This window comes from Streptomyces daqingensis (assembly GCF_014645895.1).
In the GTDB taxonomy this organism is placed as follows: Bacteria; Actinomycetota; Actinomycetes; order Streptomycetales; family Streptomycetaceae; genus Streptomyces; species Streptomyces daqingensis.
The window spans coordinates 88,502-104,381 of the sequence record NZ_BMMP01000016.1; the positions used below are offsets into that span (position 1 = coordinate 88,502).

The 15,880-nt window shown below is 72.8% G+C and carries 13 protein-coding genes and 1 tRNA gene; 9 read left to right on the top strand and 5 right to left on the bottom strand.

Annotated elements, in window-relative coordinates:
- Window positions 1-125: 125 nt before the first annotated feature.
- The gene (locus IEY56_RS22415) at window positions 126-662 is read right to left on the bottom strand and encodes a hemerythrin domain-containing protein (protein WP_189039093.1); all 537 of its coding nucleotides are present in this window, start codon (window positions 660-662) and stop codon (window positions 126-128) included.
- Between the two features lie 242 nt (window positions 663-904).
- Here IEY56_RS22415 and IEY56_RS22420 point away from each other — a divergent pair, with 242 nt between their 5' ends.
- Complete coding sequence (locus tag IEY56_RS22420; RefSeq protein ID WP_189039094.1) at window positions 905-1,726, top strand: alpha/beta fold hydrolase; 822 nt, start codon at window positions 905-907, stop codon at window positions 1,724-1,726.
- Window positions 1,727-1,741: 15 nt separating this feature from the next.
- Here the strand turns inward: IEY56_RS22420 and IEY56_RS22425 are convergent, their stop codons facing one another.
- Both IEY56_RS22425 and bla read right to left on the bottom strand, forming a co-directional pair.
- The gene (locus IEY56_RS22425) at window positions 1,742-2,569 is read right to left on the bottom strand and encodes a peptidoglycan recognition protein family protein (protein WP_189039095.1); all 828 of its coding nucleotides are present in this window, start codon (window positions 2,567-2,569) and stop codon (window positions 1,742-1,744) included.
- Between the two features lie 107 nt (window positions 2,570-2,676).
- A complete protein-coding gene (gene bla / locus IEY56_RS22430) occupies window positions 2,677-3,654 on the bottom strand; it encodes a class A beta-lactamase (protein WP_189039096.1) in 978 nt (325 codons plus the stop codon).
- Window positions 3,655-3,736: 82 nt separating this feature from the next.
- Here bla and IEY56_RS22435 point away from each other — a divergent pair, with 82 nt between their 5' ends.
- The 6 genes from IEY56_RS22435 to IEY56_RS22460 all read left to right on the top strand — a co-directional run bounded on the left by IEY56_RS22435 (window position 3,737) and on the right by IEY56_RS22460 (window position 9,841).
- Window positions 3,737-4,666: a LysR family transcriptional regulator gene (locus tag IEY56_RS22435; protein WP_229712115.1), complete on the top strand. Its 930-nt coding sequence runs from the start codon at window positions 3,737-3,739 to the stop codon at window positions 4,664-4,666.
- The gene (locus tag IEY56_RS22440; protein ID WP_189039098.1) at window positions 4,663-5,565 is read left to right on the top strand and encodes a serine hydrolase; all 903 of its coding nucleotides are present in this window, start codon (window positions 4,663-4,665) and stop codon (window positions 5,563-5,565) included. Before IEY56_RS22435 ends, IEY56_RS22440 begins: the two co-directional genes overlap by 4 nt.
- Before the next feature lie 130 nt (window positions 5,566-5,695).
- Window positions 5,696-6,127, top strand: coding sequence for a hypothetical protein (locus IEY56_RS22445; protein ID WP_189039099.1), 432 nt, complete (start codon window positions 5,696-5,698; stop codon window positions 6,125-6,127).
- A 172-nt stretch (window positions 6,128-6,299) separates the two neighbouring features.
- A complete protein-coding gene (locus IEY56_RS22450) occupies window positions 6,300-6,932 on the top strand; it encodes a hypothetical protein (RefSeq protein WP_189039100.1) in 633 nt (210 codons plus the stop codon).
- Window positions 6,933-7,125: 193 nt separating this feature from the next.
- Window positions 7,126-8,310, top strand: a complete 1,185-nt coding sequence (locus IEY56_RS22455; protein ID WP_229712116.1) for a DUF4349 domain-containing protein — start codon at window positions 7,126-7,128, stop codon at window positions 8,308-8,310.
- A 271-nt stretch (window positions 8,311-8,581) separates the two neighbouring features.
- Window positions 8,582-9,841, top strand: a complete 1,260-nt coding sequence (locus tag IEY56_RS22460) for a CehA/McbA family metallohydrolase (protein WP_189039101.1) — start codon at window positions 8,582-8,584, stop codon at window positions 9,839-9,841.
- 156 nt (window positions 9,842-9,997) lie between these two features.
- On the opposite strand, the gene IEY56_RS22465 is transcribed toward IEY56_RS22460, so the two are convergent.
- Window positions 9,998-12,541: a SpoIIE family protein phosphatase gene (locus IEY56_RS22465; RefSeq protein WP_189039102.1), complete on the bottom strand. Its 2,544-nt coding sequence runs from the start codon at window positions 12,539-12,541 to the stop codon at window positions 9,998-10,000.
- A 167-nt stretch (window positions 12,542-12,708) separates the two neighbouring features.
- Between IEY56_RS22465 and IEY56_RS22470 the strand changes: the two genes are divergently transcribed.
- Together IEY56_RS22470 and IEY56_RS22475 are read left to right on the top strand one after the other, a co-directional pair.
- Window positions 12,709-13,593: an aminoglycoside phosphotransferase family protein gene (locus IEY56_RS22470; RefSeq protein WP_189039159.1), complete on the top strand. Its 885-nt coding sequence runs from the start codon at window positions 12,709-12,711 to the stop codon at window positions 13,591-13,593.
- Between the two features lie 179 nt (window positions 13,594-13,772).
- Complete coding sequence (locus IEY56_RS22475) at window positions 13,773-15,608, top strand: pentapeptide repeat-containing protein (protein WP_229712117.1); 1,836 nt, start codon at window positions 13,773-13,775, stop codon at window positions 15,606-15,608.
- 82 nt (window positions 15,609-15,690) lie between these two features.
- On the opposite strand, the gene IEY56_RS22480 is transcribed toward IEY56_RS22475, so the two are convergent.
- Window positions 15,691-15,767: transfer RNA gene (locus IEY56_RS22480), tRNA-Thr, on the bottom strand.
- Window positions 15,768-15,880 lie beyond the last annotated feature (113 nt).

The following is a 15,880-nucleotide window of genomic DNA, read 5'->3' on the forward strand; positions in this document are numbered from 1 at the left end:
GGCGACGTGGGGACGGGCTCAGCGGACCGCGCGGGACACGCAGCGCGCAAGCGGTCAGGGACGGCCGGTCCGGTCGCCCGGGCCGGCCGTCCCTGACCGCTTGCGCGCGCGTCGTGCCGCGTGCCTCAGTCCGAGGACTCCGCCACCACGCGGCGCACGTTCTCCAGCCGCCCCGGCGCGGTGGCCAGCAGGTCCCTGCGGGCCCGCGCGAACGCGCGCCCCAGCTCCGCCCGCCGCTCCGATCCGACGTTCTCGCGCGCGTCGTTGATCAGGGAGCGCTCCTCCTCGTCCAGATGGTGGTTGACCGCCTGCACGAGGTCCTCCAGCTTCTCGTCCCACTCGTCGCCGCCGGGCTCCCCCGCCTCCAGCAGCGCGAGCAGCGCCTCGTTGCCCTCGGTGTGCTCCTCGACGCTGTGCTCCACGTCCTCGTCGTCGACGTTCCTGTAGCGGCGCAGCGCGGGGTAGACCTCCGCCTCCTCGGCCTCCGCGTGGGCGATCAGCAGGTCCGCGAGACGGCGTGTGGCCGCGGCGCGGTCGGCCTCCACGTTCCGCATGTCCCGGAAGAGGTCCTCCATGGTGCGGTGGTCCCTGAGGATCAGTTCCACGACGTCGTCCGTCTCGCTGCCGTCGCCGTTCGCGTGGTCCGTGTGCCGGTCGCTCATGACCCCTCTTTCCTGCTCCTCCGTGATGTTGAACGGTCCACAGGTTCCCCGCGCCGCGCTGCCCACGCGTCCGTGACCGGGGGTGTTCCCGGCGGTTGGGCCGGCCGGCCCCGGTGCGGGGCACGCCGCTGGACCGGATGGTCCGGGCCGTCCGGCCGCTCCGGCGCGACCACGTGACCGGTGGCAGGGCGGGGCCCTCGCGGCACGGTGGAAGTGACGCCGAGCGGCGAGAGGAGACCGCCATGGGCACCATCACCACCAGCGACGGATGCGAGATCTACTACAAGGACTGGGGATCGGGCCGTCCCGTCGTCTTCAGCCACGGCTGGCCGTTGACGGCGGACGTCTGGGACCCGCAGATGTTCTTCGTCGCCTCCCACGGCTACCGCGTCATCGCGCACGACCGGCGCGGCCACGGCCGTTCGTCCGACGTGTGGAGCGGCCACGACATGGACACCTACGCCGACGACCTCTCCCATCTGATCGACACCCTCAACCTCAGCAACGCCACGCTCGTCGGCCACTCGACGGGAGGCGGGGAGGTGACCCGCTACCTGGGGCGGCACGGAACGGCACGGGTCTCGCAGGCCGTGCTGCTCAGCGCCGTACCGCCGCTGATGCTCAAGACCGACCGCAACCCCGAGGGGCTCCCCGTCGACGTCTTCGACGAGATCCGCGAGGGCGTGCGCACGGACCGGTCGCAGTACTTCCAGGACCTCACCGGGCCCTTCTACGGCGCCGACCGCCCCGGTTCGGACGTCTCCGAGGGCACGCGTGACGCCTTCTGGCTGATGAGCATGACGGTGGGCCTGAAGGCGGCGTACGACTGCGTGAAGGCCTTCTCCGAGACGGACTTCACCGACGACCTGACGAGGATCGACGTCCCCTTCCTCATCGCGCAGGGCGACGAGGACCAGATCGTCCCCTTCCAGGCCGCCTCCCCCAAGACCGCCGAGCTCGTCAAGGACCCGACCCTCAAGGTCTACCCGGGCTGGCCGCACGGCCTGTACGGCAGCCACCACGACACGTTCAACAACGACCTGCTGGAGTTCCTGGAGCGCTGACCGCTGGCCGGGGCCTCACCGGTCCCGGCTCCCGCTCCGGCCGGCGCCGTGCGCCTCGGTCTTCGAGGGCCGGGGCTGCCGGTCGCCGGCCCGCTCGCGCAGCTTCTGCGTCTTCTTCCGGATCTCCCCCAGCTTGCCGTACAGGGCGGGGCCGGGGCAGTCGGTGGTGTAGGCGTCCACGTGGCCGGATATGACGTCGAGCCTGGCCTTCCTGCCCTTGTCGAAGCGGCTCGCGTCGCTCGACGAGGTGAGGGTCGTGCGTCCCGCCGGGTCCGAGCCCCGCTCGAGCTTCCAGGCGGCGACCGCGGCTATCGAGTCGAGCATCGGCTCGGGTACCGCCTGCCCCTCGCGGAACGTGCCGACGGCCGCGATTCCGATGGTGTGGGCGTTGAAGCCCTTGGTGTGCGCGCCCTCGACGGAGCGGGCCAGCCCCCCTGCGCGGCCTTCGTAGATCTTGCCGCAGCGGTCGACGATGAAGTTGTAGCCCAGGTCGTCCCAGCCGCGCTGTATGTGGTCCTTCTCCAGCGTCCGCAGCAGGCGCGGCACGTCGGAGCAGTCGTAGTCGTTCGGCTGGTTCGTGTGGTGGATGAAGACGCTGCGGACGCCGTGCAGCGCCGAGGCGCGTTCGCGCACCATCTCCTCGTCCGCGTTCCAGCCGCTGCGGGGCACCACCTCCGGGCGGGGCGCGCCGGGGGGCGGACCGGCCCGTCGAGGGCCGTCGCGGCGGGGCGAGGACGTGGCCTCCCGCACCGGGTCGTCCCAGGTCACCAGGAAGGCCACCGGAAGAAGGCCCACGACCACGAGTCGTGAGCGCCATCGGGGCTTTGGCTTACGGTGCCGCATAGATGACACGGTGCGCCGGACCCCCCGACTCGCACAGGTGACCGTATCCGTTCGGGTGAAGAGGGCCAGGCCTGCCCGGCCGGACGGGCATCCCCGCCCCAGTGCCGCTACGACAGCGAGCGGACGACCTCGGACGCCGCTTCCGCGATCAGCTCGTCCCTGGGCTCAGCGTCCCTCTCCCGGCGGTTCGACATGATCGCCATGACGACGGGGGCGGCATCCGGAGGCCACACGACGGCGATGTCGTTGCGGACGCCGTAGCCGCTGCCCGTCCCCGTCTTGTCGCCGACCTTCCACCCTCCGGGCACTCCCGCCCTGATGAGGCCGTCCCCCGTGGTGTTGCGCCGCAGCCACTCCGCGAGCTGGGAGCGCTCCGGCTTGCCCAGGGCGTCACCCAGCACGTAGGCGCGCAGGTCTCCGGCGATCGCCCGCGGCGTGCTGGTGTCCCGCGTGGAGCCGGGTTTCCACCGGCTCAGTTCCGGTTCGCGGCGCTCCATCCGCGTCACGTCGTCGCCGAGCTTCGCGAGTGCGGCGTCGAGGCCCTCCGGCCCGCCGAGCGCGTCGAAGAGCAGGTTGGCCGCCGTGTTGTCGCTGTGGCGGACGGCGGCGTCGCACAGCGCACGCAGGCTCATCCCGGTCCCGACGTGCTTCTCGGTGACGGGGGAGTACTCGACCAGGTCGTCGCGCGAGTACTCGACGACGCGGTCCATGCGGTCCGGGGCGTACTTCCGCAGAACGGCACCGGCGGCCAGCGCCTTGAACGTCGAGGCGTACGCGAAGCGCTCGCGGTCGTTGTACGCCACCTCCTCGCCGCTGCCCGTGTCGACCGCGTAGACCCCGAGTCGCGCCCCGAACTTCCGCTCGAGCTTCCGCAGTTCACGAGCGGCCTGCTTTCCGTCCGCCCCTCGTCCCGCCACCTCCGCCGACGGCGACGTGGAAGGAGCCGCGTCGCCGCCGCTGCCCCCGCAGGCGGCGATCGGCACGAGGGAGAGCACGGCGAGCGCGGCGACGGCGGCGCGGCGCGTGCCGGGCCCGCGCCGGGCCGACAGGGGCGGTTCGGCGGGAAAGAGCGGCTTGTTCGACATGACCGGAAACCTCCGTCGTGGGTGGGAAGAACACCCTCACCTCCGGGAAGCTATGCGGTCCAATACGCCCGGATGCCGTTCCATGACGATTCGACATAGGCTCGTGCCCGTGGATCTGGTCGCAGCGAGCCGGGCGTTCGTCAGTGTCGGCGAGCACGGAAGCTTCACCGTGGGGGCCGCCGCGGCCCGGATGTCGCAGCCGGTGGCCAGCCGTCGCGTCGCCGCCCTGGAGGAGCGCTTCGGCGAGCGGCTGTTCGAGAGGACGTCGCGCCGCGCCGTGCTCACCCCCTTCGGGAGGGACCTGCTGCCGGCCGCACGCCAACTCGTCCGGGCAGCGGACCTGTTGCTGCACGAGGCGGACGCCGTCAAGCAGAGGCCGCGGCCCGTCGCGGTGCCGGACGTCTGCTCCGCCGCCGCCCTCGCCCGCCTCATGGCCGACGCGCGAAAGCAGGGCCTCACGCTCGACCTGCGCGCCGCGGGTCCGGCGCGGCGCCTGGAACTTCTCCACTCGCAGCAGGTGCGCGCGGCGCTGCTCGCCGTGCCGCCGGACGAGGCGACGTGGTGCGTGCCGCTCGGACTCGCGGGCGCGCGGGAACAGGGCGTACGCCGCGTGTACTTGGAGACGCTGCGTCCCTCGCGGCTCTCCCCCGGCCCGGCCCGCCGTGCCTGGCTCCAGCCGGAGGACGACGTGCCGCACGTCCGCGACCCCCTGACCAGGCTGCGCGACGCCCTCGGCCTGCGCCCCTCGCAGCTCGCGGCCGCGCGTGATCTGACGACCGCCGCTGCCGAAGTCCTCGGCTCCGACGACCTGTTGCTGTGCTCCCCCGCCCAGGCCCGCGAACTCGGCCTGGACTGGCGGCCATTGGGCGAGGTCTCCCTGCGCCGCGGTTACGCTCTGGCCACTGCCCCGCAGGACGGCCCGCAGCAGCTGGAAGCACGGCTGGACGACGCACTCGTGCGCTGCCTCGGTGCGGACGTGCCGGAGCGCGCCACCGGAGGAACCACGCGATGAACACCGAGGCCCTGCTCAGCGAGGCGCGGAGCCGGCTGCGCGACGGCGGTCTGCACGCGTGCCTGCTCGTGCGCGAACTCCACACCGGCGACGAGCTGGGAATCGAGCCGGACGCCGTCCTCCCAGCAGCGTCCCTCGTCAAGGTCCCGCTGGCGCTCGCGACGGCGGAGCGCATCCGGCGCGGCGAACTCGACGGAGCGACGATGCTGGACGTGCGTCCCGGCCGCATCACCACTCCCGGGCCCACCGGGATCAGCCGCTTCCGCCACCCGGCCCGTGTCGCGCTCGACGATCTGCTCTACCTGAGCACGTGCGTCAGCGACGGTGCCGCCGCCGACGCGCTCTTCGGCCTCACCCCGCCCGCCCAGGTCACCGCGATACTGCGGGAGTCGGGCCTCGGGGGCATCACTGTGCGGCACACCATGGGCGAGCTGTCCGACACCCCTGTCGAACGGCTCGACGCCGACCAGGCCCACCTCGCCCACGCCCTCGCCGTCGGCGCCGGCACCAGCGGCCGGGGACACCGGGTGCCGCAGCTGGACACCACCCGCGCGAACACCGGCAGCGCCCGCGCCTTCGCCGGCCTCCTCCAGGCGCTGTGGACCCCGTCGGAGATCCATCCCGACGTGGCGGCACGCGTGCGCACGCTCATGTCCTGCAACGTGCTCCGGCACCGGCTCGCCCCGGACTTCAGCTCCGACGCCACCACCTGGTCGTCGAAGACCGGCACGCTGCTGAACCTCCGCCACGAGATCGGCGTCGTCGAGCACGCGGACGGGCAGCGCTACGCGATCGCCGTCCTCACCGAGTCGCAGGTGGCCGCCGTCGAACAGCCCGGCGCCGACGCCCTGATGGCCCAGGTGGCCCGGCGGCTGCGCGACCACCTCCGGCAGCGGTAGACGTCGCGCGCTCGCGGGGCAGGGGTGCGTGCTCGCCCGCCCTGGTGACGCCTCATGGGCGGTCGTATGCGTGCCGCGCACGTCGTCACGCGTACGCGTAGCGGTTCGGGCCCCAGGGCAGAGGAGCGGCATGCCACTCACCAATGTGCGCCTCGCGTCGGGGCGTTCCATCCGTCTGGTCGAGCTGCGGATGTCCTCCACCTACGCCGGGCTGCTGGCCGGCTCCCCGTCGAAGCGGGTCAACGAGTTCATCGTCGAGCGCACCGTGAACAGGGCCAGGGAGGACTGTCCGAGCCGGCCGGTGCACCTGGTCCCGCCCGCCCTCGAGTACCCGGGCGAGAGCGCGGGTGCGTTCGGGCCGGTGGAGGTGATGCCCCGCGTCCTCTGTACGGGACTCTTCGAATCGTGGGAGATCGACCCGGCACACGACTCGGGGTGGTGGTCCTCCACGCTCACCGTGGTCTGGTTCCAGCACACCACGGACCTCCCGGCGGAGGACGACGCCCCCGCGGGCCTGCGCGAGATCGCCTGGGAGGAACTCGCCGTGGACCAGGAGGAGTAGGGGCACACGGGCCCGCCCACCGGACTGCACGCGCGGCACCGGGACGGGCCGGGGCCGGGGCCGAGATCCCTTGCCCGCACATCCGGTTGCCGCCGCCGCACCGCTGGAAGAGCCTCCCGGCCGGGTGGAGGCGTTGCGAAGCCGTTCACCGCGGAAACGAGAGAGGGAAGCCATGGGGAAACGGAGACCGCCCCTTCTTCGGACGGGCATCGTGGCCGCGGGTGCGGCGGCGGGCGGCGCGATGCTCTACAGACACCACCGGCGGCGCTCCGTCGTGGTCACCCTGTACAGCGAGCCGCACTACAGAGGCGTGCGGCAGGGCTTCGTGTACGACCAGAGGGCCTACGCGCTGAGCGCCACCAAGCTCCCCCAGGTCGGCTCCGTCCGCGTCGAGCAGGTCGACCGCACCTTCCGCAGGGGCCCGGACACGCTGCGCTCCTTCCTCTACATGGCCGTCTCCGGTGACCGGCAGGCCCGGCAAGAGGCCGCTTTCTGGCTCCCCCTGGCGCTCGTCAGGCTGACCGATCCGGACACGTGGCGCCGCGAACACGACCCGGCCGGAAGCAGGGCGTCGTGGGTCCGGCTGTGGGCGGAACGCCCCGCGAGTCCGCCGCCTGCGCCCGACGGCGCGGCGGTCCCCGGGGAGGAGCCGTACCACGACGTCCTGATGACCACGCCGGACCTCGGGGAGTGGAGCAGGCGGGTCCGCTACATCGAGGCCGGAATCCGCAACCCCTTCCGGGCGGACCTCACGCCTCCGGGGTGGGAGAACGGTCTGCCGCTGCCCCTGCAGATCGTGGAGTGACGGGCCTCCGATCCCCCTGCTGTGGCGTCCCGTTGAGACGCGCTGCGCCCGACGGTTGCACTCCGCCGCCGAACGGTCCCGTATCGAGCCCCGACCGTGACGGCATCGCGACAGCCGATCGGCAACCCGCTCGCCATCCCGTTCCGTCCAACCGGCGATAGCGACAAGCCGCACCACCTCAGGGGGACGTCTCATGCACCACCATCCAGCACCGGCGGCCGGAGCCGTCGGACGCCGCCTCGGCCGGAACGCACGCCGGCCGCTCGCGGTGCTCGCGGCGGGGATGCTCGCCATGGCCCTGGCCGTCACCGGCTGCAGCGGCTCCGGCAGCGAATCCGCGAGCCCGGCGGGCGATCAGCGCGCGAACCACGCACCCGGAAACGGCGAGGCGGGCGTCGGCGACTCGGCCGACCAGGCCCCGGACTCCACGACCGACGGCGAACCGGGACAGTCCGACAGCAAGCCGGGCGAGCAGAGCGGCACTGCCGACCAGAAGCCACCGAAGATCACACCGGACCAGGTCGTACGCAAGGCCAGGCTCACGGTGCGCGTCAAGGACGTGACCTCCGCGCTCGACGACACGCGGACCGCGGTGGAGAGCGCCGGCGGCTACGTCGGCGACGAGACGACCGACCGCGACAGCAAGGGCCACGAGCGGTCGCACCTGGTGCTCCGGGTGCCGCAGGAGGAGTACTCGGAGGTCCTGGACGAGCTCGCGGACAGCGGCAAGCTCATCGAACGCAAGGTGACGGCCGACGACGTCACCGACCGGATGGTGGACGTCAAGAGCCGCATCGCCTCGCAGAAGTCGAGCGTCGAGCGCGTGCGGAAACTGATGGACGACGCCACCGAACTCTCCGACGTGGTCTCCCTGGAGAGCGAGCTGAGCACCCGCCAGTCGGCGCTGGAGTCGCTCCAGGCGCAGCAGGCGTCGCTGAAGGACCGTACGGCGCTGGCCACGATCACCCTCGTGCTCTCCGAGACCGAGGTGAAGAAGAAGGAGAAGAAGGACGACGAGACGGGCTTCACGGACGCGCTCGACGGCGGCTGGCAGGCGTTCGTCACGACGATGCGCTGGATCGCGGTCGTGATCGGGGCGACGCTGCCGTTCCTGGCCGCGCTGGCACTGCTGCTGGTGGGCTGGCGTCTGGTGCGCGGGCGCGTGCCGCGCCGCGAGCGCGGCGCCTGGCGGCCCGCTTCCGTGCCCGCCGGCGCGGGCGGCGGGCGTCCGCCGGCCCCCGCCGGGGCGCCCTCGACGGTGCCGCCGCCGGCGAAGGCACCCGAAGCCGCTCCGGGGGCTGCGGGAGCGACGGGGGATGCGGAACCACGGGAAGCGGCGAAGGCACCCGAGGCGCCGAAGACCTCCGAGTCCGACTGAGCGGGCGGCTGCCCGCGCCGCCGCAACGACCCGACGGCTGAGGCCGGTTCCCCTCCCGGAACCGGCCTCAGCCCTCGCGGGCCGGCGGCCGGAGCGCCCCCGGGACCCCGGCCCGGACCGTACGCCGCGGCGAATCTCACGCAATGAACTCCCCACGCGGCCAAGGCAGTTCGCGCACACGGCCCGTATCGCCCCTGCTGGGAGGGGAGTTCGTTTTCCCGTCGTGCGCGGGGTACTGACGAGTAGAGAACTCTGCGCTGGAATACCCCGCATGACGACACACGGGCACGGCCACCATCACGAGGACCACGACCACCACCACGACCACCGCCACCGGACGCCCAGCAGACGCGCGCTGCTCGCCGGCGCGAGCGGCCTCCTCGTCCTCTCCTCCGCACCCGGCACCGCGAGTGCGGCCAGCACCCGGACCGCCAGATCGTCCGACGTGCCGGTCAAACGCATGGGCGCCGCCCGCAGCTCACGACTCACACAGGGCACCACGCTCGTCCACGCCGACATGCACAACCACACCGCCATGTCCGACGGCGACGGCGACCCCGAACTCGCCTTCGCCTCGCTGCGCGACGCGGGCCTGGACGTCGCCGCCCTCACCGACCACGCCACGCTGCTGGGCATCGAGGGCATCACCGACGAGGAATGGGACCGCACGGGCCAGCTCGCCGACGCCGCCGACGACCCCGGGGCGTACACCGCCATCCGCGGGTTCGAGTGGACGCACCCGCTGCAGGGGCACGCCAACATCTGGTTCACCGACGACTGGGTGGACCTCGGCGGGGCCGGCGGCCCGGACTCGCTCTACAGCTGGCTGAAGGACCGGGACGCCGTGGCCAGCTTCAACCACCCGGGCCGCGAGCCCCAGATGTTCGACAGCTTCAGCTTCTCCGCCGGCGTGCTGGAGAAGATGGTCGGCCTGGAGATGTTCAACCGCGGCGACGACTACCTCTTCGACGGCTGGTCCGACACCGGCCGCTCCCCCCTCGTCGCCTGTCTCAACGCCGGCTGGCGCACCGGTCTGACAGGCGTCACCGACGAACACGGCACCGACTGGGGCTTCCCCGAGGGCAAGGGCCGCAGCGGGCTGTGGGTCACCGAGAACACTCGCGCGGGCGTCTTCGAGGCGATGCGGGCCCGGCGCTTCTTCGCGACGCGGGTCTCGGGTCTGCGGCTGGACGCGGTCGCCGGCGGGGTCCGGATGGGCGGCACTCTCGGGAAGTCCTCGGGCGACGTCCGCTTCACCGTCGACCTCGACCGCGGCCCCGAGTGGGAGGGCAAGCCCCTCAACATCCAGGTGCTGCGCCCCGGTTCGGACGCGCCGGCCGTCGCGGACGTCATCGAGACGCAGTCCAACAAGGTGACCGAGTTCACCGTTCCCCTCGACGCGGCCGACGGCGACTGGGTCGTCCTGCGCATATCCGACCCGTCCCAGGCCAACCCCTCCCCGGGCCCGTCCGGCCACCCCTGCAACGACTGGGGCGTCGCGTACTCGAGCCCCTGGTGGCTCCAGGCGTGACCCGCGGCTCAGGCCCCTTCCGCATCGGCGCGCCCGCGTACCCGCGTATCCGCGTATCCGGGCACCGCGCATCCGGAAGGGGCCTCCGTCCCGGGGCACCCCGGCTTCCTCCCGCCGGGCGCGGCTGCGGCAGCCCACGGCAGGAGGCGCCGGCACTCAGCGGGCGAGCGGCAGCTCGAACCACACGACCTTGCCCGACGTCACGGAACGCGCGCCCCACTTCGCGGCGAGCTCGTCGACCAGTTTCAGCCCCCTCCCCCACTGGCCGTCCGGGGTCGCCTCGGCACGGTGCGGCAGGCGCTCGTCCGAGTCCGAGACCTCCACCACGAGGCTGTCCCCCCTGGCGAGCTGAATCCCGACGTCGCCCCTTCCGTGCCGGAACGCGTTCGTGACCAGTTCGTTCGCCAGCAGCCCGGTGACGCCGCGCAGGGCGTCCAGGCCCCAGTCGTCCAGCGTCCGGTCGATGAGCTCCCGGGCCTTGGAGGCCATGGCGGGCTCCGGCGGGAGGTTCCAGCGGACGCTCCTGTTCCGGGGCGTGGGCGTCGCCCGCGCCATGAGGATCGCCAGGTCGTCGCCAGCGGAGCGGGGAGCCATGCGGACCACCACGTCGTCACACCACTGCTGCACCGAGAAGACGGACGGGCCCGGCGCGGCCAGCACCGATGCCAGGGCGGCGATGCCGTCGCCGATGTCCCCGCGCTGCTCGACCAGCCCGTCGGTGTAGAGCACCAGCGTGCCGCCCTCGGGCAGCGCCAGTTCGGTGACGGGGTAGTCCGGGGCCACGAGCCCGATGCCGAGCGGCACCCCGGGTTCGACGGGGATGAGGCGGGAGGTGCTGTCCCGGTGCCGCAGGATCGGCGGCGGGTGTCCGGCGCTCGCGATGCCGCACTCCCGGGTCACGGTGTTGTACACGGCGTACACGCAGGTGGCGTGCTGCATCGCGGGGCTGCTCTCCACGATGCCGTCCAGCCGCGTCAGCAGCTCGACGGGCTCCAGATCGAGCCTGGCCAGGGTGTGCATCGCTGTGCGCAGCCGGCCCATGCCGGCCGCGGCGTGGATGTCGTGCCCCATCACGTCGCCGACGACGAGCGCGACGCGGTGGCCGGACAGCGGTATGACGTCGAAGAAGTCACCTCCGACGTTCGCGGAGCGGCTCGTGGACCAGTAGTGGTATCCGATCTCCAGGCCCTGCCGGACGGGGATGTCCTTCTCGCCCGGCAGCATGTTGCGCTGCAGCGCGACGGCTGTGCGGCGCTCGTCGTCGTACAGGCGGGCGTTGTCCAGGCTGAGCGCGGTCCGCGCCGCGAGCTCCTCGGCGACGCTTCGGTCGTCCTCGTCCAGGGCGTCGCGGTCCGCGAACCGGCCGAGCGTGACGAGCCCGAGGCACCGGCCGCGGGCCACCAGAGGCGCCACCACCCCGGAGTCCGGGGCGGCCTCCTCCGGCGGTCCCGGCAGGACATCCTGCGGGACGAGGGCGGCGGCGTCCTCCGCCCGCAGCTTCCCCTCGTGCCAGGAGAGTCCGGAGCTCAGGCACCTGTGCGCGGGCGACCCCGCGGGGTGCTCGCGCCGGCTCCCCGAGACGGCCTCCCGCAGGCGGCCGGAGCCGTCGCCCGCCGTGCCGCGCCCGGCGAGCACGACCGTGGCCGCCGGCCTGCCCGAGTCGGCGAACGCGCTGCCTTCGAGGTAGTCGGTACGCATCTCGACCGTCGCGACGTCGGCGAAGTCCGGCACGACGAACTCCACCAGCTCGCGCGCGGTCCGCCCCATGTCCAGCGTCGTGCCGACCTTGCTGCCCGACCTGTTCACCAGGTCCAGCCGCCGCCGCACACCGGAGGCCTCCAGCAGGGCGGTCTGCCGCTGGGTCACGTCGACGATCAGTCCGCCCAGGCCGAGCACGCGGCCGTCGTCCGAGGTCAGGCGGAAGAACGTCACGGACCACACCCGGTCGCGGTCCCGGTGGCCCTCCGTGCGCCCCGAGATCAGGACGTTGTGGAGCGGCTCCCCCGTCTCCAGGACACCGCGCAGGTGCCTCTCGTACTCGCCCCTGTCGGCGGCCCGGACGACGTCGCCCACGCTGCGCCCGACGTGCTCCTCCGCCGGGATCCCGTTGAAGCCGGCGAGGGCGTCGTTGACCATGACGTAGCGCAGGTCGGTGTCGAGAATCCCCATGCCGTGCGGGGAGGACCGTACGAAGGCGTCCACGGACGACGCACGGCCGCCCGGTGCCGCACCGTCCGAGGCTTCCGCCGCCGGGGCTTCCACCGCCGCTCCGCTGAGGTGGTGCGGCGGCGGGCCGTCGGATTGCGGGCCTCTGCCGTGCTGCGACGAGCTGCCGTGCTGTGACGGTCTCTCGTGCTGCGAGGGGTCGCCGAGCTCGCACAGCAGCCCCGTGACGGCGCCTCCCAGCAGAGGCCCCCCGCCGTCGTCCCCCGGGCCGCCCGGCATCAACGGCGAGCAGGTCAGCAGTACGTCCTGCCGGGCACCGTCGCCGGAGACCACCGGCACGACCCGGCTGTAGTCCCCACCCGCCGCCGCGCGGCCCACGGCCTCGGCCAGGGCGTCCCGCGCCGGACCTGCGAAGACCGCACCGCAGTGCCGGCCCAGCACGTCGGGGGCCGGCCGGCCGGACCATGCGGCGGCTGCGGGACTCCACGAAGTCACGTGCGCCGCGAGGTCCAGGGTGAACGAGGCTATAGGCATGTTCTTCCATGACCGTGTTGGACGAATTGCCCGTTTATGCAGTCTATGGGCCCGCTCGAACTCTCGCTCGACGGGCCCGGGTGAGGTCAGGAAACGACCATGCGCCGTGACCCCGTCCCGTAGGAGGATCCTCGCGGGACCGAGGGGGCGGATGAGACGTGGGCAAGATGCACGCCGACGAGGCGGACACCGACGAGGAGTTGGTCAGACGGCTGCTCCGCGCCCAGTTCCCCCGATGGGCCGGCCTGCCGGTCACCCGGCTCGCCTCCGGCGGCACAGTGAACGCGATCTACCGGCTCGGCGGAGAGCTGACCGTACGGCTGCCGCTGCGGCCCGGCGGCGCGGAAGCCGTGGCGACGGAGGCGCGGCTGCTGCCCCGGCTGGCGCCGCTGCTGCCGCTGCCGATCCCGGAAGTCGTCGCGGTCGGCGTCCCTGGCGAGGGATACCCCCTGACATGGGCGGTGCACCGGTGGATCGAGGGCCGCAACCCCGTGGAGGGCCGGCTGGCCGAGCCCGGAACCGTCGCCCGCGACCTCGCCCGGTTCGCGCTCGCCTTCCGCGAGATCGACCTGCCGGACGGTCCGCCCGCGCACCGCGGACGGCCCCTGATCGGCGAGGACGGGGAGATGCGGGCCGCCATCGAGGCGCTGCGCCGCACCGACGAGCCCTTCGACGCCGACGAGATCGCTGCGGCCTGGGCAGAGGCGCTCGCCGTACCACCGTGGACGGGCACGCCCTGCTGGACGCACTCCGACCTCATGCCGAGCAACCTCGTTTTCGCCGGCGACCGCGTCTCGGCCGTCATCGACTTCGGCACCGTCGGCATGGGCGAACCGGCGACCGACCTCATCCCGGCTTGGAACCTGCTGCCCGCCCCGGCACGGCGCGCATACCGGGAGGCAGCCGAAGTGGACGACGCCACCTGGGACCGCGGCCGGGGCTGGGCGCTGTCCATGGCGGTCATCCAGCTCCCGTACTACCGGCAGACCAACCCCGTCATCTCCGCGAACGCCCGGTACGTGATCCGGGAAGTCCTCGGCAGCCGCGGGTAGCGAGCGGGGCCGGAGGCGCGCGGCGTACGTGGCCCCGGGGCGGAACCTCCCCCTGAAGGCGGACTCCCACGGCAACCGGTTCCGGTGCCCGCCGCGTCGGCCATGGCATGACCGCGACTCCCCCTGCCGAGCCTCCGCCTTACCCCCACTGCGGCCGCGGCGCCGGCACGGAAGACCCGGTGGGATGCCGAGGCCACCGTGTCCCGCGCCCGCGCCCCGACGGCGGTGACGCCGAAGTGGTCCTGCACGGCGCCTGCCTGGCACACCTCGACGGCAGCGACCGGGAGACCTATCTGGCGTCCCTCCGCCCCGGCAGCAACATGGACCACCGCGGCACGGTCTTCGACTCGGCCCTGTCGGCCCAGCTGCTGGACGCCGTGCGCGACCCCGCGGACCAGCGTCCGCGATTCGGCGCCGTCCGCTTCAGCAGGGCGACGTTCGAAGGCGAAGCCCCCTTCGGCACGGCGAGGTTCGGGAGCCGAGCCTCATTCGACGGCGCGACGTGCAAGGGCAGCGCTCTCTTCAACAGCACGGTGTTCGGCAGCGAAGTCCGGTTCCGCGGTGCGACGTTCGAAGGCGAAGCCTGGTTCGACGGCACGACGTTCGAGAGCGAAACCCGCTTCGACAGGGCGACGTTCGACGGCGACGCCCTGTTCGTCCGCGCGACGTTCGAGGCCGACGCCGTGTTCGACGAGGCGGTGTTCGGGGCCCGCACCGGGTTCCGTCGGGCGACGTTCAGGGCCTGCGCCGGATTCGACGGCGCGACGTTCAAGGACGTCGCCCTGTTCGTCCGCGCGGCGTTCAAGGGTGACGCCTGGTTCGACGGCGCAACGTTCAAGGGCGGTGCGGGGTTCGACAGCGCGACGTTCAAAGGCCGTGCCGGGTTCGACGGCGCGACGTTCCAAGACGGCGCCGGCTTCGGCAGGGCGGCGTTCGAGAGCGCCTCGTCGGTAGGGCCCCTGGCGTGCCGGGGAACTCTGAGCCTCGCGAAAGCCGTCTTCTCCGCCGCGGTGACCTTGGAGATCGCGGCGAGCAGAGTCGACTGCCACCGCACCCGCTGGGCCTCGACAGCCTCGCTGCGGCTGCGGCACGCGGTCATCGACCTCAGCGACGCGGTGCTGGAGTTCCCCGTCAGCGTCACCGCCCACGACCCCGGGTTCCTCACCACGCGAGGCTGTCCCCTGGATGAATCCGGGCTCCGCCAGGCGCCGGTACGCGGGGAGTCCCTGCACGGTGTCGACGCCGCGCACCTGGTGCTGACCAACCTGAACCTGGCCGAATGCCGCTTCAGCGGAACCGTCCACCTGGATCAGCTGCGGATGGAGGGCCGCTGCCCGTTCCCCCTGCCCAATTCGCAAGGCATCCACTGGCGGCGCGGACTGCCCGTACGGCACACACAACGGCTCCTCCTGGCCGAGGAGCAGCACTGGCGCCACAGCAGGCCCCGCTCCGACCCGGGATGGCTGCCGGCTCCGCCCGGCGCCGACATCGTGGAGCCGCCGGCGCTCGCCGCCCTCTACCGCGCGCTGCGCAAGTCCCACGAGGACTCCCGCAACGAGCCCGGCGCCGCCGACTTCTACTACGGCGAGATGGAGATGCGCCGCGCCGACCCCACCATCGCCCCCGCCGAACGCGGACTGCTGAACCTCTACTGGGCCCTGTCCGGATACGGGCTCCGCGCCGCACGCGCCATCGCCTGGCTGCTGGCCGCGATGACCGCGACCGTGCTGCTGATGATCGGCTTCGGACTGCCCGACACCCCCGCCCGGCCCTACCCGCGCGCCGCCGGCGTCGTCGGCAAGCAGAACCCGCAGCTGCGCGCCGACTTCCCCGACCGCTTCACCACGGCCCGCGCGCAGAAGGCAGCCGACGTCGTCATCAACTCCGTGATCTTCCGCTCCAGCGGCCAGTCCCTCACCACCGTCGGCCGCTACACCGAGATGGCCTCCCGCTTCGCCGAGCCCGCACTCCTCACCCTGGCCCTCCTCGCCATCCGCGGCCGCCTGAAGCGGTAGCCGTCGTCCGGCACGGGCCACGGCGCCAGAAATCCAAAAGCCCCTCCCGTCTCCGGAAGGGGCCTCTGACCAGTTACTTTTCTGGAGCCGCCTGGGGGAGTCGAACCCCCGACCTACGCATTACGAGTGCGTCGCTCTGGCCAACTGAGCTAAGGCGGCGTGCTGCCCGCGGACCGAAGAGATCGGTGCGGGCGCAGCGCGGACAAGTTTACACAGGTTCCGGGGGTGCTCCGTACGGGGTATCCGTGGGTGGGGCGTCACGCCGCTCCGAC